General features: G+C 43.0%; 15 protein-coding genes and 1 riboswitch. Of the genes, 12 read left to right on the top strand and 3 right to left on the bottom strand.

Annotation, left to right across the window (positions count from 1 at the left end):
* Positions 1-12: 12 nt before the first annotated feature.
* Positions 13-2,424 carry a hypothetical protein gene (locus R9C00_25885; GenBank protein ID WPO35129.1) on the bottom strand — a complete coding sequence of 804 codons (2,412 nt, stop codon included), beginning with the start codon at positions 2,422-2,424 and terminating at the stop codon, positions 13-15.
* A 15-nt stretch (positions 2,425-2,439) separates the two neighbouring features.
* Positions 2,440-3,498 carry a hypothetical protein gene (locus R9C00_25880; GenBank protein ID WPO35128.1) on the bottom strand — a complete coding sequence of 353 codons (1,059 nt, stop codon included), beginning with the start codon at positions 3,496-3,498 and terminating at the stop codon, positions 2,440-2,442.
* A 682-nt stretch (positions 3,499-4,180) separates the two neighbouring features.
* On the opposite strand from R9C00_25880, the gene R9C00_25875 reads away from it, so the two are divergent.
* The 8 genes from R9C00_25875 (at position 4,181) to R9C00_25840 (ending at position 16,244) form a co-directional block, all read left to right on the top strand.
* Positions 4,181-5,035 (top strand): inositol oxygenase family protein, encoded by an 855-nt coding sequence (locus R9C00_25875; GenBank protein WPO35127.1) that lies wholly within the window; start codon positions 4,181-4,183, stop codon positions 5,033-5,035.
* A 625-nt stretch (positions 5,036-5,660) separates the two neighbouring features.
* Positions 5,661-6,614, top strand: a complete 954-nt coding sequence (gene metF / locus R9C00_25870; GenBank protein ID WPO35126.1) for a methylenetetrahydrofolate reductase [NAD(P)H] — start codon at positions 5,661-5,663, stop codon at positions 6,612-6,614.
* Between the two features lie 249 nt (positions 6,615-6,863).
* Positions 6,864-7,385: a DUF4920 domain-containing protein gene (locus R9C00_25865; GenBank protein WPO35125.1), complete on the top strand. Its 522-nt coding sequence runs from the start codon at positions 6,864-6,866 to the stop codon at positions 7,383-7,385.
* 147 nt (positions 7,386-7,532) lie between these two features.
* Complete coding sequence (locus R9C00_25860; GenBank protein ID WPO35124.1) at positions 7,533-12,629, top strand: hypothetical protein; 5,097 nt, start codon at positions 7,533-7,535, stop codon at positions 12,627-12,629.
* Between the two features lie 180 nt (positions 12,630-12,809).
* Positions 12,810-13,466 carry a hypothetical protein gene (locus R9C00_25855; protein ID WPO35123.1) on the top strand — a complete coding sequence of 219 codons (657 nt, stop codon included), beginning with the start codon at positions 12,810-12,812 and terminating at the stop codon, positions 13,464-13,466.
* 240 nt (positions 13,467-13,706) lie between these two features.
* Positions 13,707-14,114 (top strand): hypothetical protein, encoded by a 408-nt coding sequence (locus R9C00_25850; GenBank protein ID WPO35122.1) that lies wholly within the window; start codon positions 13,707-13,709, stop codon positions 14,112-14,114.
* A gap of 84 nt (positions 14,115-14,198) precedes the next feature.
* The gene (locus tag R9C00_25845) at positions 14,199-14,603 is read left to right on the top strand and encodes a thiol-disulfide oxidoreductase DCC family protein (protein WPO35121.1); all 405 of its coding nucleotides are present in this window, start codon (positions 14,199-14,201) and stop codon (positions 14,601-14,603) included.
* A 219-nt stretch (positions 14,604-14,822) separates the two neighbouring features.
* Positions 14,823-16,244 (top strand): aminotransferase class I/II-fold pyridoxal phosphate-dependent enzyme, encoded by a 1,422-nt coding sequence (locus R9C00_25840; GenBank protein WPO35120.1) that lies wholly within the window; start codon positions 14,823-14,825, stop codon positions 16,242-16,244.
* A 39-nt stretch (positions 16,245-16,283) separates the two neighbouring features.
* Here the strand turns inward: R9C00_25840 and R9C00_25835 are convergent, their stop codons facing one another.
* Complete coding sequence (locus tag R9C00_25835) at positions 16,284-17,807, bottom strand: hypothetical protein (GenBank protein ID WPO35119.1); 1,524 nt, start codon at positions 17,805-17,807, stop codon at positions 16,284-16,286.
* 260 nt (positions 17,808-18,067) lie between these two features.
* Here R9C00_25835 and R9C00_25830 point away from each other — a divergent pair, with 260 nt between their 5' ends.
* From R9C00_25830 to R9C00_25815, 4 genes are all read left to right on the top strand, one after another.
* Positions 18,068-19,390, top strand: a complete 1,323-nt coding sequence (locus R9C00_25830) for a dihydrolipoamide acetyltransferase family protein (GenBank protein ID WPO35118.1) — start codon at positions 18,068-18,070, stop codon at positions 19,388-19,390.
* 154 nt (positions 19,391-19,544) lie between these two features.
* Complete coding sequence (locus tag R9C00_25825) at positions 19,545-20,489, top strand: hypothetical protein (protein WPO35117.1); 945 nt, start codon at positions 19,545-19,547, stop codon at positions 20,487-20,489.
* Entirely contained in the window at positions 20,482-21,174 is a 693-nt protein-coding gene (locus R9C00_25820; GenBank protein ID WPO35116.1) for an ABC transporter ATP-binding protein, read from the top strand. The genes R9C00_25825 and R9C00_25820 overlap by 8 nt, the downstream gene beginning before the upstream one ends.
* Positions 21,175-21,397: 223 nt before the next feature.
* Positions 21,398-21,946, top strand: a complete 549-nt coding sequence (locus R9C00_25815) for a cupin domain-containing protein (protein WPO35115.1) — start codon at positions 21,398-21,400, stop codon at positions 21,944-21,946.
* Between the two features lie 87 nt (positions 21,947-22,033).
* A riboswitch (SAM-I-IV-variant riboswitch) is annotated at positions 22,034-22,146 on the top strand.
* The last annotated feature ends 11 nt before the right edge of the window (positions 22,147-22,157 follow it).

Raw genomic sequence — 22,157 nt, 5'->3', positions numbered from 1 at the left:
GCATTATGCATTTTACAAAAAATATTCATCTTGGCGAAGCACCCATTCGGCGAATAAGGGGGCACGCATTTGATATGAGCTAGGCTCGCTTCCACGAACAACAAAGCGATGGTCTAGCAGGCGACGCAGGCCTTTTTTCTCGGTAATGTTTTCACCAGAAAGCAATTGGCGAACGGCTTGGTGTTCTGCCTCTCCACAGAACTCGTTCCAAAACACATCAATAACCCCATTGGAGGGCTGATAGACTACTTTTTTGATGGCTTCCTCCAAATCTGCTTTACTGACTTGGTAACGGGCTTGCTGGTTGGCTCGGTCTAATACCTCTCGACAGATACGCTGGATAAGGTCGGGATGGCCTTGGGTGAGTTCGTATAACTTTTCAGCCACCCCAGTTTCGTAGCGTAGGGCAAAACCCTCGGTAGGCTCAGTGATAAGTTGGAGGCTTCGCTTTTGGTCGAGGTAATCGAGGGTGAGTAATTCTGCACTGACGAAATAGCTGCCCCAATCGGGATTTTTTAATTCGCTAAAAAAGGCAGAGCCGATGAATAGAAAAACGACATCGCGCTGCTCTTGAGAAAAGGTACGCATTGCGCCCAATAGCTGACCTGCCATAGAGCGGTCTTGGGCAAGGGCATAGTTGTGGAAATCTTCGTATTCATCGAATGCCAACACCAGCTTGAATGCTTGGTTTTGACAAGTACTTTCCAAAAACTTCCGAGTGGCCTGCCATGCTTCCAACCAAGGTTCGGGCAAGGGTTCTTCTGGAACTGGAAGCGCTAATTTACGGGCTGCACGCAGGCGTATTTCTTGCAAAAGCTCCCGCACATTTTTCCCATACGTATCTTGGCAGTTGAACCGAACCAATTTGACCCGTTCGGGTAAAATAACCTCCAAGAAATTGAGCAAACTGGTCTTGCCTGTTCTGCGCTGCCCCTGCAAGGCCAGCATGGGCAAACTTTGGGCAGTGGCAATTTTAAACTGCAATTGCTCCTCCAAATCTGGGCGACGCATAAATACCTGCTCATGCTGTTGGGGGTTGAGCGCATCGCCGGCAAAATAAAGGTTTTGCGCCACAGGCTCGGCATTTTCCAATTGTTCGTTCCATCCAGCGATTTGTTCGCCCAACTGGCGCTCCATTGTTTCAAGGGCAGGGAGGTAAAAACGGTTCCAAGATTTGTGCTCTGCTTGGGTCTGCCTCCGAAGGGTAACAAGGGCGGCTTGGGCTGCTTTTGCTTGTTCAAGTTGCAAACGTAAATTAGTCTCTTGCTCCAAGCGGACAAGCTCTCCCTTAAGAGCCTGTACTTGTTCTCTCCAAACCGTGGAAGGCTGTAGGGTATCTGTACTTTCTAAAGGCAAAAACAAACGGTACAAGGGGCGATACCAAAATTCTACTTTTTCAGGAGGTCGAATTTGTGCTTGTGGGATGGTGGGGACTATAAGGTTTTTTGAGCGTAAAGACCACAAGCTACCTTGTTGTGTGTGAAGTAACTTGCCCAGCAGTTTGACCTGTGTTGAACGGTAAGTCTCTACAAAGTGGATCAGCTTTTTGGCATTTTCAGCGCTACCTGTAGTCCAATCAAATAGGCGTTTTTCATGGCCAAAGAATAAAAAGGGTGTAAAAAAATCATATACGATAGGATTGGTTTTTATCAATGCATGTAGCGACCAAAGGTAGGCACGGATAATACTTAAACCTCCGGCCAAACCTCCGGCCAAACCGAAGGCCAAACCTACGGCCAAACCGAAGGCCAAACCTACGGCCAAACCGACGGCCAAACCGAAGGCCAAACCGAAGGCCAAACCGAAGGCCAAACCGAAGGCCAAACCGAAGGCCAAACCGAAGGCCAAACCGAAGGCCAAACCTCCGACCAAACCGAAGGCCAAACCTCCGGCCAAACCGACGGCCAAACCGCCGGCCAAACCGAAGGCCAAACCGAAGGCCAAACCTACGGACAAACCGAAGGCCAAACCTCCGACCAAACCTACGGACAAACCGAAGGCCAAACCGAAGGTCAAACCGAAGGCCAAACCTACGATCAAACCTTTATACCAAAGCTGGATGAGCCCCCCCCCCCGGGTCAAATTACTTGGGTATTGTATCCAGAGTTGTTGTACTTCCTCTGGAAAGAGGTTCGGATAGTGGCTACTAGGTAGGTCAAGTACCGTAATGAGTGCAATACCCACTAACCAAAGTGCAGTCGTAAAAACAATTACCCACAAATAGCATTTTAAAAAAATGAATAATCGTTTGATAAGCGAATAACCTTTTGTATACTTTTCAAGTAACTCTCTTTCAAAAATGAGTAAGCGCCAATAGTCCCAAGTACTTTTTGGCGGTGGCGGCGGCTCAAAAGCACCTGGCTTCTTCGTCCAGTGGCTTTTCCAATACGCAGGGTCTTCTACTATGTAAGGGCGGTTTTTCATCGCTTATTTTTTATTTCATTTCAGTAGTCCTTCAATAAACTCTTTAATGTACTCTTGAAAGGCTAGCCACAAGCTGCCTCCTCCTACAATTGCCCCTCCTGTCAGTTTTTGCCAAAGCTTTACTTTTACCTTAGCCACTGCTTTTTCGCTGCTTTGCTTTCCTATAAATATGGCTAAAACTCCTATAAAAAGCCGCCGTAGTTTTCCTGCTTCTTTTTGTTTGGCCAGTACCTTCCGTTCTAAGCTCGGTGCGTAGTTCTTTTTCCAATCTGCCTCACTCGTATTCCACCAAGTTTCAAATGCTTTAGTATCTAGCACTTTTAGCCCTTCCCGCTCCTCTTCAATCACACCAATACTGTGCTGTAGCAAGAGCCAACTGGAGTGGGTTGATCCTACTCCTTGCACCAACCTGTCTATTTGCCAGCTTTCCATCCATGTATTCAGTGGCGCTATTCTCCGCTTCAATTCTTGGCTGATTTCATATTCTTTCAATGCCAGAAGTTCCTTTTTCTCACTAAAAACCAAAGGTGAGCTGCCATGCTGTTTGGTCTCTATGTTTCCAGCCGCATTTTCAGTTTTTGTATAATACGTATAGCTTTTAATTATTTTTTCTGTGGCGCACAAGAGCGATACACTGGGGTGTTGCTTGAGGATATTCAAGTAGCCATAAAATGGATTGTCAAATCCTGCATCTATCTCGGGGTTATCGAGCAGGGCATCAAATTCTTCTAAAAAAATCCAACATTTTTTATTTTGTTGAGTGAAGGTTGTGTCAATGGCAGACTCCAATGATCCACTAGGGGTAGCCTGTTCTTTTAGTCCCAGCTTTGGGTATAGCTGCTTGCCAAATTCCTCAAATTTATCCACAAAATAGCGCATAGTTAGGTGAATCACCTCCACGGCTGTTTGGTGCCGCCTAGCTGCTTGCTCCAAGTCTTCCAGCATCCTGTCCATCCCCTTATCTTTCGCTGCATATACATTCAGCGAAACACCTCTGTCTAGGTTCTTATAAATATTCTCTGTGGTAACAGGTCGTAGCGCATGGTCAAATAAGTTTTCGGAAGAGCCGCTCATTATTTTTATGGAAGTTGACGATCAGTACTATTTTCTATTAAAAGTATGAAATTTCCTTTATTTTGGAAGTAGAATAGCGTTTATCATGGTTTAAGAAGTTATAGGCTTGTTGTTTTTGCTTCCAAACGGGGCTTTATTAAGATTGACTTTTTAAGCGACATACTTATATATGTCTAATAGTAGCCTGTGGTCCATCTGCAACATTGCAAACTGTTCCGTTTGTAGGTTTTATTAGATGTAAAAGAACCTCGTAGAACTTGTTGCGTCCTTAGCAGGAGGTTCCATTATTGTAGATTTGGCGAAGCAGATAAAAACAACGCCGTAGAGCCTGTCCCGCATTTCGGTGGGATGTTGCAGAATTTGTGTAAAATGTAGGTTTCTGCAACCCCTCACGGGGTTGATAGAATGTTTACGCTAATTACTACAATTATGAAACCCCTACAGGGTTTTTTCTCTAAACATCTTTACAAAAATGACGGTTATTTAGTCAGTCTTAATAAGCCCGTTGCTAGTGATAAAAACTAATTAGGCGGGGTTTTTAAGCCCCGCTCAGAAGTAAAAACGAACAGGCTTTAGCCTAAACTATATCCGTTATTGACTTGGGAAAAGCATGCCTTGGCTTTTTCGTTCTATGGCGATTAAGCAAAAATCCGTATCTTATACCTTTAAAAAAACTAGAGATATGGAAAATGAAAAGAACAACCTCGATATGGAAGAACTCTGGGAAGAGGACTTGCTAGAGAGATATCCTGAAAACGGTGAGAAGAGCAAAGAGGAATTCCGAAATTACGACGATCCTGCTCGGGATACGGTAAAGGAGTTTTATAGGATTAACCATCAGTACCAAACCTACGATTTCGTACAGCAAAAAAGGGCGGAGTACCTGAAGTTCGGTAAGAAGGAAATGACGCTTTGGGATGCGGTTGATTTTTTGAATACGCTGGTAGATGATTCCGATCCGGATATTGACCTTGATCAAACGCAACACCTTCTTCAAACATCTGAAGCTATCAGGGCAGATGGGCATCCCGATTGGTTTGTGCTCACGGGTTTCTTGCATGATTTGGGCAAGGTACTTTGCCTATTTGGCGAGCCGCAGTGGGCGGTGGTGGGAGATACCTTCCCCGTCGGTTGCCAGTTTTCCGATAAAATAGTCTATCCAGAGTTTTTCAAAAATAATCCTGATTCCGCCGATGAGCGGTATAATTCGAAATATGGTGTGTATGAGCGAAATTGTGGGCTGAAAAATGTATTCATGTCTTGGGGGCACGATGAGTATTTGTACCACATCATGAAAGATCATTTGCCAGAATCTGCATTGTACATGATCCGTTACCACTCCTTTTATGCACAGCACCGGGAGGAAGCCTACAATCATTTGATGGACGAGTATGACAAGGAAATGTTCAAATGGGTACGGGCATTTAATCCCTACGATCTGTATTCCAAATCGCCCACACCGCCAAATGTAAAAGAGCTGCGACCCTATTACGAAGATTTGGCTGCCAAGTATTTGCCAAGTACGTTGCGGTTTTGATTGCTGTTTTCCTAGATATGGAAAGAATCTTTGCGCACTAGGGGAAGAGTGCAATGCCAAGACCGAAATGGCTTGTGCGTAAGGTGGCTTGGTAGCACGGGGCGGGCAGAAGCGTTGGCTCTGAGCGTGAGGGAAGTAAGTGCGCCCCAATATGTATAAAATAGCAATAGTTGCGAAAGAACAATAAAAAAGGCGGACATTAGCGTCCGCCTCTCCTGAAGTTTGTAAAAAAATTGAAATTGACATTTCCCAAAAAAGTTTCCTTCTAGCTTGAACCTATGCCTCCTCTCACGCTCTTTTTTGGGTATCCACTAAAACTTGTACTCGTTTATTGGCGTCTGTACCTTGCCAAAAATTAAACCCAAACAAGTGATAAAATCCTGTTCCCTTTGTGTTTATGTATGCAAGATAGGGGCTGGAAAGAGTTGCAACAGCTAAAAAGGAGTGAACGGGAATTATACTTGTTGGGCAGGGCTAGAGCTAGAGTGGGTAAGTTTTAGGGCGAGGGAATGGTTTCAATAGGTATTTGCAAGACAAAAAGCTTTGCCTTCATCCTTCCTGTCTCAAATTTTCAATTAATTTTGTGCGATCACCTAACGACGGCCTTGGCCGCAAATTAAAATAGATGAAAGTAACCGAACACTTGGAAAGGGCGAAAGGTCCTTTATTTTCTTTTGAAATATTACCACCGCTCAAAGGGGAGAGCATACAAATGTTTTTTGATGCGATTGACCCGCTGATGGAGTTTAACCCAGCTTTTATAGATGTTACCTATCACCGTGAGGAGTATGTGTACAAGCAGCGGGGAAATGATGGTTTGTTAGAGAAAATCACAACGAAGAAGCGCCCGGGTACGGTAGGGGTTTGTGCTGCTATTGCCAATAGGTACGAAGTAGATACTGTTCCCCATTTGATCTGTGGTGGGTTTAACAAGCGGGACACGGAAAATGCGCTGTTTGATCTCAACTTTTTAGGTGTGCAAAATGTGCTTTTGCTCAGGGGCGATGCCATAAAATCGGAGGCGAGGTTTGTGCCAGACCCTAATGGGCATGACTATGCTTCTGACCTTGTAGAGCAAGTGGTGAACATGAACAAGGGGCAATACTTGGCAGAAGAGATTGAAACTCCGACTACAGATTTTTGTATAGGTGTAGCAGGCTATCCTGAAAAACATTTTGAAGCTCCAAACTTGGAAAATGACCTCAAATACCTTAAAATGAAGGTAGACATGGGGGCTGAATATGTAGTGACCCAAATGTTTTTTGATAACCAGAAGTATTTTGACTTTGTAAATAAGTGCCGAGATATGGGTATCACTGTGCCGATTATCCCCGGGCTAAAACCCATGGTTACTAAAAAGCAGTTGACAATTTTGCCAAGTATTTTCCACCTCGATTTGCCACAGGCTTTGGCACAAGAAGTAGAAAAATGTAAGGACAACAAAGCTGTGAGGCAAGTAGGGATTGAATGGTGTATCCAGCAGTCGAAAGAATTGTTGGAATTTGGAGCTCCTTGCTTGCACTACTATACCATGAGTAAATCGGGTACGGTGAAGGCAATAGCGTCTGAGGTATTTTAAGTACACTATAAACCAAGTTTTTACCGACTCCTTTCTTTTGGCTTTTTGACTGAAAGTTACTTGTTTCTGGTTGAAAAAAAAACATTTCCAAAATCTTTTAGCTTAGGTTTTATGGTTAAAACCAAAAATGTGAAACTAGTAACCCTTGGCAAGAACTTATAAAAGTGCTGAAAAGAATAGCTTAATTTGCCATGTATTTTAAAGTAGAACTAATCCACAATTTTCCATCACTAAAACCACTTAAAAACAATGATCAGGAAGTATGTAATCATGGGTTTGGCGCTGGCAACTTTTGCCGCTTGCTCGCCCAAAGAAGAACACAACGAAGAAGAAGCCGTAGCAGAAACTGTTGATGTGGAGGAAGAAGTAGCGGTAGCAGACTCAACCAAGTTTGGTGTAGAAGTAGCTCCCGAAGCTGCTATTACCTTGGCTTCGCTCGACGAGAAAATAGCAACTGCAACAGCTCTGGAAGATGTGACCGTGACGGGAAAGGTAACGGAAGTTTGCCAACAGAAAGGTTGCTGGATGAAGCTCGAAAAAGCTGACGGAAGTGAAATGAGAGTGAAGTTTAAAGACTATGCGCTCTTTATGCCAAAAGACTTGGCGGGCAAAGAAGTGGTGATCCACGGAGTAGCAAGTATGGATACGGTAGCAGTAGATGTGTTGAAGCACTATGCTGAAGATGCAGGGAAAACCGAAGAAGAAATAGCGGCGATAACGGAACCCGAACTGGCCTTGGCTTTTGAGGCAGACGGAGTTTTGATTAAATAAATTATAGAATTACCAAGAAAAAGGCTCCCTTTAGGAGCCTTTTTTTATTTTTAGGCTAGTAAATATTTGGCTTCACTACTTTCCGATTAACCGATTTTTTGTAATTAGCTTCTAATTTACACAGGTTTACAGGCTATCAGTCTTTTTATGTCAGAAGAGAACGCAGACATACAGGAACATTCCTCGCCTGAGGAAAATGCCGCCCTTCCTAAAAAAAAGAAGAGGAGATGGCTGAGGCGTGTTTCATGGTTTGTGGGAATTATGCTTTTGCTTGCTGTAGGAGCTCAGCTCTACGTCCGCTATTATACCAACGAAATATTGGGCAGGGTGCTAAAGGAAGTAATCCAGCTCAAAAGTGATGGTTTGTACAAGTTGGATTATGAAAGTATCCGTTTTTCCTTTTTTGAAAGAGAGCTGCAGCTCAAAGAACTTAGCCTACAGAGAGATTCGCTTCGGTACGAGCAATTGGTGAATGCTGGAGGTTCTTTTAACGCTTTGGTGAATATTCAGATTCCAAATTTGTATGTAAATACGCCCGACCTTAAAAAACTCTATTTGGAAAATAGGTTAGAGGTAGAGGCTTTTAGGATGGACAAGCCAAAAGTTTCTATTATTTCTTTTCCACATGTAGGAAAAGTCGATAGTACCTTCAATGACCCCCGCCAGCTCAACGATTTTTTCTACATCATCTCGGGTTACCTCGATCTTTTTAGGGTAGAAAGTTTTGAAATAGACGACGCGATGGTGGCTTTTGCCTCTGTTGGCGCTACCGATACGCTCAACAGTTTCCAGCTCAAAGGCTTTTCTGTGGACATAAAAAATTTCCAAATCGACTCTACCAACACGGTTCAGTCCAAAAGACAGTTTTCTGTGGACGGGATAAATGTGGATATCAAAGAAAATAGCTTCACTTCCAAAGATTGGCTGTACGATGTTGCTTTTGGAAGCCTTAAACTTTCTACCGATCAGCAGTATTTTTGGTTAGATGATTTTAGGCTCCGTTCTAAAAAAGGCTCGGAGGGAAACCAACTGGATTTATTGGTGTCAAAGCTACGTATAGACGAACTTCGCTACGACAGTGCCTATTTTTACGAGACCTTTAGGGCCAAAGCGCTTACGCTTCATAAACCGATCATTACGTATGAGCAGCAAAACCCTTTGGCAAAGCGTGGGGGAGGAAACCCTTTGCCCGAAAGATTGCACCAAGCACTTTCATTGCTTTTCCCAAAGTTTACTCTTTCTTCCCTTTCGCTAGATAGTGCTGCTTTTGACCTTACCATAGGAAAAGGCAAGTCAGCCGATAACCTAAACCTCGATAATTTTACCCTCGACGTAGAAAATTTTAGTTTCGATTCGCTGAATTATAAGCAGCGGGGCAAGAAATATTTTGTAGACAATGCCGACTTAGTGGTGAATAATTACTCGCTCGATTTGCCCGATGGATTGCATACGCTCAAGGTGTTTCGCATGGGGATTTCAACCTCAAAAAAGCACTTTTTTACCAGTAATTTTTACATAGGAGCTAGGCACAAACGAGGAAATAAGGCTAGGCTAAAAAAAGCAAACAAAGATAAGCTACTCGATATTTATTTTTCGAGGGTTGAGCTGCAAGGGCTAGATATTTGGGACTTCGTTCAGCGGAAATCACTTGTCTGCAACAAAATAGACATTACCCGCCCCAAGGTGGAAGTGAACAAATACAAAATGGATGCGCCTCCTCCTCCATTGCCTTCCTTGCCCGATTCGGTACTGATCACGAGCCGGCGTCCTAAGCTCCTGCCGTTGGATTCATTGGTGCTGCCTGAGCTGGTTACGGCTCCTTCGGAATTGCCTCGCTACGATCCCGAGTTGCAGGACTCGCTCATATTCATGATGGATGTGGATTCTATTTTAGCCACTATCCCCGATACCTTGCCGCCGCCCAAGTATGGCGAGCCTGTTTTTACATTCGATTCATTTTACTTTTCCCACCCCTATACCCTTGCGCTAGCCCCACCAAGCATGCTGCCTACCCAAGACGACTATTCGGAATTGGTGGTGGCCGATAGCTTGCTCCGTCTTTTTTCGCCTGAGGTAAAAAAAGAAATACTGGCAAGGAGAAAACGGAGGTCGCTCGACTCGGCAGTGGTACTGATAGACCTGAGTGCGGCAAGTATTTTACCAACAGATACGTTGGGAGATATCATTGGGAATTCATTGATAGCAAAGGGCTTGGATTCTATTTGGATGCAATTGCAGGATTCTTCTATGATCAACCTTTTTGATAGCCCAACGGCTGAGCATGTAGATGCGGATTCCTTGCTGATGGCTCGGATTTATCCACTTATTTCAAAGGTTTTTACCTTGGTAGATGTCGGCGGAATAGAGATTAGCGATGCGGATTTTGATTTGAATGAAATAGCTCATGACACTACTTCATTGTTCAGCATAGAGGAAGCTCAAGTTTATTTGAACGATTTGCTTATTGAGGATAGTACCTATTTGGACAGTGGGAAAGTGTTGTTCACCTCTTCTTTCGAAGTGAAAGCAAATCAGGTAAGCCTGAAGCCGGGAAATGGCTTGCATACCCTTCAAATCGACAATCCTTTTGTTTCTAGTGCCGATTCGCTGGTTTCGGCAAGTAGCATTCGTATATCCCCCACTAATAGAAACAGAGGCTTTGTAAGAAAAGTAGTGGAAAATATTGGCCCTCTTTACGATGTCAGTTTATTCGATTTTAGGCTAGAAGGGTTTGGGATGCGTGACTTTATTTATAACCAAGAAGTGAGGGTAGGCCTTCTCCAAATTAAGCGCCCTAACTTTATGCGATTCAGCTCTCCGATTTTTGAGCCCAACCAATTGCCAGATACCGTTCTGCTGGCGCAGGAGCTAGATACCCTCAAAAAAGAAATACCGCTACACAAGTTGGTTCGTGTGCTTGAGGTTCAGCGTATCAATATCAGCAGTGGTACGTATGGCTTGATAGAACTGGGAGAAAGAGCTTCTAACAGGTTGAGTGGGAATCAGGTTTCTCTTTGCGTGAGGGGGTTGGAAATGGATACAGTTCAGGTAATGGAGGGGAAAATGGTATTCGATGCCGAAGATTTCGAGGTTTTTACCAAAAACCATCGGCAATTGCTAGCGGACGATATTCATTTGTTAGAAGTAAAAGAGCTGGGTGTTTCCCTTAGTGGTTCTTACGTATTTGCATACGGAGCAGATCTTGCTCCCAAGCCAGGGGTCGCCTTGCCCGATTCTGCCAGTACCTATCGCCTGAGCCTTCCCATGCTCCGGTTAGACGAATTTGACCTGCGCTCGTTTTACCTCGATAAAGAAGCAGTGGTGGGGCAGATGAGGATTTGGGAGCCACAGATCAACCTCGATCTTTTTGCCAAAGAAGATAGTTTGGCAGGGCCAAAAGAAAAATTTAGGCTGGAAGACTTGCCCCAACAACTCACTGCTTCGCTCAAGCTGTTGAATGTGCAAAAGTTTTTGCTCGATAGGGGCAGGCTCAACTTGGCACAGCACAAAGAGGGAAAAACAAGTACAATTTCTACAGGCTTTATCAAACTAGGGGTGGAGAATCTGTTTATCGATTCGGCTACGGAGCTGAGCGCAGACCGCTTCCTCTATTCCGACGATGTGAGCCTGCAAATAAAAAACTATGTTCATTACTTGCCCGACAGCAGCTACTCCATCCGGGCTAGCGAGGTGGGATATTCTACCCATACAGCAGAGTTTTACGCCACCTATTTGCATTTTGCTCCCGATATTTGGGCAGACCCTACTTTTAATGATAAAAGGGAAGATAAGCGAGAGCTTTTTGAATTGTACACCCCACGGATTGCCCTTTCGGGAATTGGCTCTTACGGAATTTATAAAGGGGATAGCTTGGGGCTAGGGAGTATCCAGTTGCAAAAGCCAAAGTTTAGGGTGGTGACCTATGCCAAGGACGATGGAGAGGAGGCAGAGCCGTTTGCCGTAGATAGTATTTACAGCGCTGTGGCCAAGGTATTCCCCGATGTGAACATTGGCAAGTTTGAGATGGGAGATATTTCCTTGGAGTTGGTGAGCCATGGGGAGAAGGAAAGCAAGCATATTAAACTGAAAGATATTCATACAGGCTTTACCCACTTTGAGGTAGACGAGGAAATTGCCCGCTCCGATAGCCGCTTTTTGCATGCCGATGATTTTTACCTAAAGCTCAAAAACTATCATTATATCTTGCCCGATAGCCTTCATAGCATCGACTTGGGCGAGGTCGGGTTTTCCACAGGAGAGAAATTGCTGTATGTGGACAAGTTCAGGTTCAATACCACGGTGGGCAAATATGAGATTGGCGAAATAATGGGGCACGAAACCGACTGGATGAACTTTAAAGCGGATAGGATAGCCCTCAAAAACTTTCAGTTTGACTCGCTGGTGGTTGCCAATAAGATCATGGCAAACCAGTTGGATGTCAATAAGCTGAGCGGAGATATTTTTCGCGATAAGCGCCCTCCATTTCCAAAAAATAATAAGCCTCCTTTGCCCCAAGAGGCCATTAAGAACCTCAGTACTTATCTTAAGATTGATACCGTATTTATACATAGGTCAAGGATTTCGTACGAAGAGCTTGCGGTGGGTGGAAAGCAGACGGGAAAGATCGACTTCTTAGACATGAATATATGGGGCTATAACCTCACAAACGATTCGGTAGCTGTTGCTAACAATGAGGCTTTTCAGCTTTATGCATCTACCGAGGTGATGGGAAATGGGCACCTCGATGCTGCTTTCAACTTTCAGCTAGGTAGTGAGAAAAATGCCTTTACCTATCAAGCAGAGCTGCACGAAATGGACCTGAGAAGGTTGAACCCCATTTTAGAGAATGTAGCTTTTGCCAAAATAAATGGTGGAACGGCAAAGAAGCTACTGGTGAAAGTACAAGCCGATGACGAGTATGCCGATGGGATTATGAAGTTTTATTATAATGACCTGAAGGTAACTCTTATCAATAAAGAGACGCAAAAGACAGGCTTTGGGCTGGGGATTGCCTCCTTCCTTGCCAACTCCTTGGTGGTGAAGTCCGATAACCCTCGATTTTTATTTTTGAAGAGGGGGAAAATTTATTTTGAGCGGATAGAGCACAAATCCGTGATCAATTACCTTGTCAAAACGCTTTTGAGTGGCGTTAAGCATAGCGTAGGACTTAGTTATGAGAAGCCTCCAAAAGAACGGAAGAAGAGCTTTTTTGAATTTTGGAAGGGGCAAAGGAAAGGTTTTTAGAATTTGTACTTTTTAATGATCCGTGTCATTTTTATTTCTCATAAACACTTCTTATATTTCGATACAATTTTTTTTCAATTCTTCAAGAAATTATCTATTGTTTCTTAAAACATTTTGATAATAGCTCGTTGTTATTGAAGAAATGACTTTCACCTTACACCAATAAACACCTTATTACTAATGAAAAAATTAGCTATCATAGCCATGTTGGCTATTTGCTACAACTGTGCGTTGTTTGCAAATAACTTCTATACAGATGATTCTTTTGGCGTTGTTGTTCTAAAAAGTGGAGAATCCTTCCAAGGGACTATTTCTTACCACTTTAAACAAGATTTAGTCCTTATAGAGAATGCTGCTTTTGGTAAAAAAGCCCTAACGCCTGACAAAGTAACTTACTTTCGTTTTTATGATGAAAATATAGACCGTGAACGAGTTTTTACTTCATTGGACATTCCTAATAAATACGGATACCTATCTACGGGTTTTTACGAGGTATTGATCACTGGTGATATGACCGTAATTGGCAAGCTTAAATCTCAGTTTCAAACTTCTACTGAACAAGAGTATTACGGTTATGCCAAAACACAGGCCGAGAAAGTTAAAAAAGCCAACACGCTTTATGACATGACAGTGATAATTGGTTCTGATTTACACCACTTTTCTAGCTTCAAAAAGACATTACTTCCACTTATGACAAAGGAGTATCCTGAAATTAAAGAATTAGTTCAGGCAAAAAAGATGTACTTCAAATCAGATGATGAAAAACTAGAGGTAATTGAGCTTTATAACAAGCTGAATACGAGTGATAAAGGTGCTTTTGCCAGTGCCACTCGTTAACTGGTTTATACCCTGTTTTCAGGCTTTAGTCGAAACTATATGAACTTATTCTTCTTTTTAGAAAGATAAAATTATATTTATTCTGCAAAATATCCATTTTATTCATTTGTTGAGTTAATAATATGTGAGAGTTAAAATTTTATTTGGCAAAATGGGAATGGAATTGACCGTTTGATGGTTGTACTTCAGTACTATTCTAAAGAATAAGTTCATATTTTTCGCGCTAAGTATCTATGTTAAATGAAAATCGAGTTTGCGTCTATTTCTCAAATTAACGACATCGTTATTCATGTCAGATTCAATAGCGTTTCCCCTTCGGGGGAGCAGTTTGAGTCCTATTTGGAAGAGCTTCGAGGTCTGTTGAATAAATCGAAAGAAGTCTACCTTATTTACGATACCACCTATTCACTTTACATCCCACGTGAGTTTATCAACACAAAGATCAATTGGCTCAAGACAAATAGTAAGCTGCTTAGCTTGCATGTGAAGAAAGCCATCCACGTCATTCCCAATGCTATTCAGCGTTCCATTTACCAAAACATGCATTCCGTTTACCAACCACCCATTCCCTATGCTTTTACCTCAACACTTGGGAGTGCCTATAAAATGGTAGAAAGTATCGAAAGTGCTAACTTGGCTAAGTTGTAGCTGTTCCTCCGAACATTTTACCCTCAAAACCCCTTTATGTAGGAGGAACTTAAGTATCATTGAACAACTTCTGTCATACATTCTATGAACTACCAGCAACAACGAGTTATTCTTTTTGATGGGGTGTGCAACCTCTGTAACAGTAGTGTGAATTTCATTATAGATCGAGATGAGGATGGTTATTTTACCTTCGCCTCGCTTCAGTCAGAGGGAGGGCAGCAACTTTTGAAAGACCACGATTTGGATACATTCGACTTTGACAGTTTTGTGTATTATGATAAGGGTAAAATCTACAAAAAATCCACTGCTGCGATAAAAGTAGCTAGCAAATTAGGTGGGTTGTGGAGCCTGATGTCTATTTTTATAATCATTCCCGCTTCGCTTCGTAATGCAATTTATAGCCTTATAGCCAAAAACAGGTACAAATGGTTTGGAAAGAAAAATGAATGCCGCATGCCTACCCCCGAGCTTCAAAGTAGGTTTTTGTAAGTACAACTAAATAATCGAGTGTTTTAATGATACTTATTATTTTGATTTTTAGACCCTGCTGACGGTTACTAGTAACGAGAAACCAGAAACCAGCAACAATCAATTACGGTAGTGAAATCAACAAAAGGATTTTTGATATAACACGAAAACTAGTTTACAAGGTACTTAAAAGCGTGCTTTGCCGTATCTTTCGGTCGTCAACGAAACAACCGCAAAGAAATGCTCAACCCCAAAGAATTTAGAAAAACCGCCCACGAATTTGTGGACTGGATGGCCGATTACTTAGAAAACGTGGAAGAATATCCCGTGAAATCGCAGAGCCAGCCAGGTGATATTTTCAGCCAATTGCCCCAATCTGCTCCAGATAAGCCCGAGGAAATGTCGGAAATTATGAAAGATTTCCAGGAGGTTATAATGCCGGGCATCACCCACTGGCAAAGCCCCAATTTTTTCGCCTATTTCAACGCCAACGGCAGTTATCCTTCCCTTTTGGCAGAAATGCTTACGGCTACACTAGGCACGCAATGCATGATTTGGGAGACTTCTCCTGCCGCTGCCGAGCTGGAGGAAATGATGATGAACTGGTTGCGAGACCTCACAGGTTTGCCTTCCGAATGGCACGGAGTAATCCAAGATACGGCTTCCACCGCCACGCTCACCGCATTGCTCACGGCAAGGGAAAAATATTCTGAATTTCAGGTGAATGAGAATGGCTTTGAAAACTTCACCGACTTCAGGGTGTACTGCTCCACAGAGACGCATTCTTCGGTAGAAAAAGGTGTGAAAATAGCTGGTTTTGGAAAAGCGAATTTGGTAAAAATTCCTGTGGACGAAGGTTTGGCTATGGATGCCGAGGCATTGGAAAAAGCAATAGAAGAAGATTTGGCAGCGGGGAAAAAGCCGCTTTGCGTGGTAGCCGCATTGGGTACTACGGGAACAACCGCTTTCGATCCTCTGGAAGAAATAGCCCAAATTACCCAAAAGCATAAGATTTGGCTGCATGTAGACGCCGCTTATGCGGGAACGGCTTTCGTGTTGCCCGAAACCCGGCATTACCTCAAAGGAGTGGAGCACGCCGACAGCTATGTGTTCAATCCGCACAAATGGATGTTCACCCACTTCGATTGCAGCGCTTACTTTGTGAAGGACAAGGATGCTCTACTCAACACTTTTTCCATCTTGCCCGAATATTTGCGGACAGAAACTACTGGAAAAGTAAACGACTACCGCGATTGGGGAATCCAACTGGGCAGAAGGTTTAGGGCGCTCAAGCTCTGGTTTGTGATGAGAAATTATGGGGCAGATAAGATCCGTGAGGAAATAAAGTTTCATCTGGACTTAGCCGAGGGCTTGGTGGGAAAAATAGAAGCTGCGCCTGATTTTGAGATGCTGACCCCGCTCACATTGAACCTTGCTTGCTTCCGCTTCAAACCTGTAGGCCTGGAAGACGAGGAGAAGGTGAACGAGCTAAATGCCCAACTGGTAGCAGCGATAAACAAGACTGGGAAAATATACCTGACTCACACCAAAATCCGAGGAAAATACACGCTTAGGATAGTGACTGGGCAAACTAATATTACCCAAAAACACGTAGATAATGCTTGGGAGCTGCTTAAGGAAATGGCGAGGGGGATGGTTTGATTAAAAAAAACTTGGGAGATTTTTTAGTCTCCCAAAAAACTACTTGATATTCCCAGCTTTTCTTTCCAGAGCCCTCAGCCTTTTTTCCTCAGGTGTCCATTCAATGAGGGCAAATGGGTATTTCTCTGAAACCTTGTCAAATGCGTTACTATTTCTATAGCGGAGGTTTTCAAATGTAGTGCCGTAGAGACGGATTGCTTCTGTTTTTCTCAAGAGGTCAATTTTGGAATAATACAAGTCTTTGAACTCGATATATCTGCCGTATGAAATATCTTCGTCAGGTTCAAAAACTATCATGTAATCGGGAGTGTGTTTTTCTATTACCTTCTGCATAAACTCACTCAATTCCTGTTTGTCCACTTCTTTTTTCCCAACAAAAACCTTTTCCTTCGAAACCCTAACTACGATATGATTGACCGTCCTAGTCAGATAGTTTCGCATCCCTGATTCTGAGATTATCAATTTATGGTTGCTAAAACCTACTGTTTCTGCGTAATTGAGGAAAGAGTCAATCTCTTCGGATCTTGGTGGCATGTAGCCTATAAACCCTCTATTCAAAAATACAGGGTGGGTAGATGGGTACTTTGAATACGCAGCCGCTGTAGGTAGCATGGTTTTATTGATATTTAACTTTCTAAATTCTTCTTTAGCTGCAGTTACATATTTGAGCTCTACATCTTTATCAACCAATAACCGAGGGATAAACCTATCTCTTTCCGCTTCGTCTATTTGCTGAAAAAAACTGCTGATATGGTTGCCCAGCTCATTGATTGAACATTTATTTTTCAAGTCGTTATTTATAAAAACAATAGGCTCACGCCCCTCAATAGTATCGTTTACGAGTAGAAAATTATCAAACATACCTCTGTAGTGATAGCTAAAGAACTTTGAACGGGGGAGCTCTATTTTATAATGCGAATCAATTCGATTGTCTAATACTGCCTTATCCATTGCCCTGTCATTACCCAAATTGAGATTTGCATAAAAAACACTCATGACCATGATAGAAACAAAAGAATACAGCATCCAGCTATATGCTTTTTTGCCTACTGACTTGAGAATGATTGGCCAAACATTGAAAAACAGAACAATTGGGATAAGAAAAAATAGGTAGAAAAAATCATCATAAAAATCCAAATCGAACTGCAAAGGCATTGTAATCAATAATCCCCCGAATACGGCAGAAAACCTCCCGTAGGTTGATAAAAATGACCAAAAGAAAAAGCCTTGCTCATTCAGAATATGCCGCTGTTTCCGTCTCAGGTTTTTATCTCGATTATTTATTGAGCCTTCAATAGCTATTTTGATAAAAATATAGAAACCCAGAACACATGCTATGCTAGCTAAAAACAGGTTGTAAAATAAATACTCTTCATCTGTTAGCTGAAGAAAAACCCGCCCACCTAAGCTGTTAGTGAAGGCTCGCATGGTTTCTCTAAAAAAGAAAAAGAACTGATAGATAAAGTAGGATGAAAATAAGCCTACAAGGATACCTGATATGACTTCAGGGTTTTTGAAAATAGCTTTGCGGTTAGTTCTTAAAAAATAAGGTTGGAGTGCCATGAAATTATTGTTAGCTGAAAGAATAAGGTTCTTTTTTTAACGCTTAAAAACAAAGTACAGTTGCGATTTGTGAAATTAAACCTTTTCTTGTATCCGATGCTTCCCACAATTCCCACCCAGCCCAACGGCTTTTTTCTTCAAATTTGTTAGCTTTGCTTAGATAGCTTTTATTAACATAATGCTGTTTTTTTGGTTAAATAAGAGGGGTTGTACAAGTCCTCAAAACCAATAGATAACCTGAAACTTCAAAAAATATACATATGGCTGTAGTAGAGATGGTGATGCCTCGGATGGGAGAAAGCGTGATGGAAGGCACAATCCTCAAATGGCTTAAGCAACCAGGGGAGACAATAGAACAGGATGAATCGGTGCTAGAAGTGGCTACCGACAAGGTGGACACGGATGTTCCCGCTCCTTTTTCTGGGGTGTTAAAGGAAATCCTTGCCAAAGAAGGGGATATTGTAGAGGTGGATAAGCCCATTGCGCTGATAGAAACGGAAGAGCTTGCCGAAGTAGAAGCAGATGCGCCAGAGGCTCCTGCCCAGGTAGCCGAAACTAGTGGGGCTGCCGCAGTGCAACCTACTGCAAGCACATCAAATGGTAGCCATACATCTAGTACGCAGACCTTACGATTTTACTCGCCCTTGGTGATGAACATTGCTCGCCAAGAAAATATTTCCTCAGCCGAACTGGAAACTATTCCTGGTAGTGGAAAGGAGGGGAGGGTGACCAAAAACGATATTTTGGGCTATGTAGAGCAAAAGAAAACTGCTCCTGCTGAAAGTCAACCAGTGGTGGCTGCACAAGTAGCCAAACCTGCTCCGCAGCCTACTATTGCTTTTGAGGCACCTAAGGTGATCAAATCGGTGAACGGACAAGATGAGATCATTGAGATGGACAGGATGCGCAAGCTTATTGCCAACAGGATGGTAGAGTCGAAGCGAATTTCCCCGCACGTAAGCTCGTTTGTAGAAGCCGATGTGACAGGGATAGTAGAATGGAGGAACAGGGAAAAAGCGGTTTTCAAGAAGAATTATAATGGAAACTTGACCTTTACCCCCATTTTTATTCAAGCTATTGCAAGAGCATTGCGTGATTTTCCAATGGTTAATATCTCGGTAGATGGTGATAAAATCATTGTGAAAAAAGAGGTGAATATTGGTGTAGCAGTTGCTTTGCCAAGTGGTAATTTGATCGTCCCTGTGATTAAAAATGCCGATCACCTTACGCTTACGGGCTTGGCGGTGAAGGTAAATGACCTTGCCGAAAGGGCACGTACCAATCAGCTCCAGCCCGACGAGCTTTCGGGCGGAACGTATACCGTTTCCAATGTTGGCTCATTTGGCAATGTGATGGGCACGCCGATCATTATGCAGCCTCAGGTTGCCATCATGGCGGTGGGTGCTATCAAAAAGAAGCCAGCCGTAGTAGAAACTCCCCAGGGAGATTTTATTGGAATTAGGCACTTGATGTTCCTTTCCCACAGCTACGATCACCGAGTGGTGGATGGCTCGCTTGGCGGCATGTTCGTAAAAAGAGTGTCCGATTACCTTGAGAATTTTGACACTGACCAGAGGGTTTAAAGAAAGCTCCGTCACCCCGTACGAAGCATAGCGGAGATACGGGGTCTCCCTCCTTATAAATAGCCAGCGTGAAGGCGAGTAGGCAGGGAGAATCCCGCATCGAGTGCGGGATGACGTACAGAACTAACCGCACCAGTAACCAGCAACGAGAATTATGATTCAACATATTTTGAAAGTCCGGCTTGCTCAGCTTGGCAGGTACATGGCGGAGCTTGGCTGGATTCGGTCTGTTTTGGGTGCGGGCTTGCTTGTGTTTTTGTGGCTCATGCTGCTCAAAAAGGCCATCTTTTTTGTAGAGCTAAGTGCCATCTTGCTTGGCGTAAGTTTGGCTAGCATTACCTACCTCCACCTTTACCGACCCGATAAGGCTTTTTTGAATTCCTTTGGGCAAAGCACCAAATGGGTGTTTTGGGCAGAATATTTACTACTTTCCTTTCCCATTTTGCTCATCGCCTCGCTCACGGCTTACTGGTGGGCTGCTATTATTTATGTAGTAATAGTTGGGCTGTTGAGTTTGCTGAAGTGGACACCTCGGCAACTGAAAACCTTCACATTGCCCCTTCGGATAATTCCTGCGGAAGCTTTTGAGTGGAAAAGTGGCTTGCGCTTAGGCATTTCCCACCTTGTTTCCATTTATCTGTTTGTCATCATCCTCATGCCCTCGCCCTACTTTTTTCCCTTGCTTTTATTGGGAGGCTGTCTTGTTTGTACCAATTTTTATTTCGAGTGCGAACCGCTCATTATGCTGCGGGCAACAGAAGTAAGTTCGGGTAAATTTTTATTTCATAAAATAGGAATGGCTTTCAAGCTGTATTTATTACTGTTTTCGATCCCAACGGTGGTCTATATAGCTATGCATTCCGAGTTTTGGTTTTTGCCGCTCTACGGAGCATTTGTAGGCTGTTTCCTACTTGCTTTAGCTATTTTGATGAAATATTCGCTCTATCAGCCTGGGCTTCGCTTGGGCTTCAATAGCATGATGATCGGGTTTTCGGTGGTCAGCTTTGTCATTCCTTTTCTAGCGCCCGTTCCTATTTTCCTGCTTATCCGCTATGCCCGAAAAGCTTCCAAAAATCTAAACCTGTACCTTTATGATTAGCATAGAAAACTTGACCTTTGGCTACGATGCCAGTTCGCCCATTATCCAATCGTTAGATTTAAACTTGGAAAGTGGAAAAGTGCACGGCATCATCGGGCTGAATGGCTCGGGAAAGACAACCATGCTCCGCCTGCTCAACAAAGAAATGGAAGTCGATGAAGGCACTATTTCCCTAGGTGAAGGGGTGAAACTGGGCAAAGATTCGGTGCTGCTAGAAACAGAAAGTTTTTTCTATTCTAAAATGACGGGGGAGGAATACCTAGGCTTTTTCAAAAAGCAAAACCTTGACTTTAACATAGAGGAATATAATCAGCTTTTCCACCTCCCGCTCAAAAAACTGGTGGAAAACTATTCGACTGGAATGAAGAAAAAGCTGGCGTTTATGGCAGCCCTCAGCCGAGAGAAACCCGTGCTAATGCTGGACGAACCTTTCAACGGGCTCGACTTAGAATCGAACCTTCACATGAAAAAAATCATAAAGCACCTGAGCGAAGAAGAAGGACGGACAATCTTGGTCACCTCCCATATTTTAGAATCCCTCACTTCCATGTGCGACCAAATTCACTGGCTGTGGGAAGGCAAAATCCACCACACCTTCTCACCCGAAAACTACGGGGAAATAGAAGCCAAAGTATCGGAAAAAACCGATGAGCAGCATGCTAGTTTGTTTCGGGGGAAGAATTGATTTACTTTTATTGGCTCTTTATAAATCTACTTGATAATTCGAGAGATAAGAAAAGTTTAGGGCTGAAAGTGAAGAAATTAGAGGTTAGAAAAAGTTAAAACTTCAAAAGGTTATTTTTTCTAACTTCTAGCCTCTCCTAAATTAGATTTTCTAAGGTGTCAAGTGAAATCATAAAGAATACTTTTTAGCTATTAATAATAATGAATAACCCAACTCAACTGTCATGAACCAAAAAATACTAATGCCCCTTTTATTTGCTCTATTACTTTTCAGTTGCGATAAGCACGAGCACGCAGCTGCTGATAATGAATCACATACACATGCTGATACAACTGCGGTCTATGTCTCTTCGGACGAAGGGAAGGAGTGGAATATCCATGGGGTCACGATTACGGGGAAAATCCTCAGCGAGCAATCGAACGGGGAGTATTCGGTGATCATTACAGAAACCCCACCGCAAAGTGGCCCGCCTAGGCACGTGCATTCCCATGAAGACGAATTGTTTTATGTGCTGAAAGGGACCTATGAGTTTTACTGCGGAGATGAAATTATTGAAGCAAAAGAGGGTGACTTTGTTCGCTTGCCCAAAGGCATTCCCCACGGATTTATCAATACCGACACTCTTCCAGGCATCACCATGAACACCATCACTCCTGGAGGTTTCGAGGGCTATTTTAACGAAATGGCGGAACTAGCCAGCAACAATGCCTTGTCAAAGCCCAAAATTGATTCACTTGCTCAAAAATATGGGATGAAGTTTATTGAGAAATAAAAACTAATTTCCGCTTGGCTAGCGCTGAGCGGAATAAGGAATAAAATCAAAAAAGGCTTGCCTAGCTCAGGCTTAGCTCGTATTTTTGTAGCGCATCAAGAAACCAGAAATTGGTTTTCCAACCGAGCTTGAACGCCACGGTGGTTATAAAAAAACAGCAGGATGCGCCCATTTTGTACATGGGAAAATTAGTTCAAACCCTGCCCAAACC

The sequence above is a fragment of the Flammeovirgaceae bacterium SG7u.111 genome (genome assembly GCA_034044135.1).
Taxonomy (GTDB): domain Bacteria; phylum Bacteroidota; class Bacteroidia; order Cytophagales; family Flammeovirgaceae.
The sequence above is the reverse complement of the archived record's forward strand: the minus strand, read 5'-3'. Positions and strand labels throughout refer to the sequence as shown.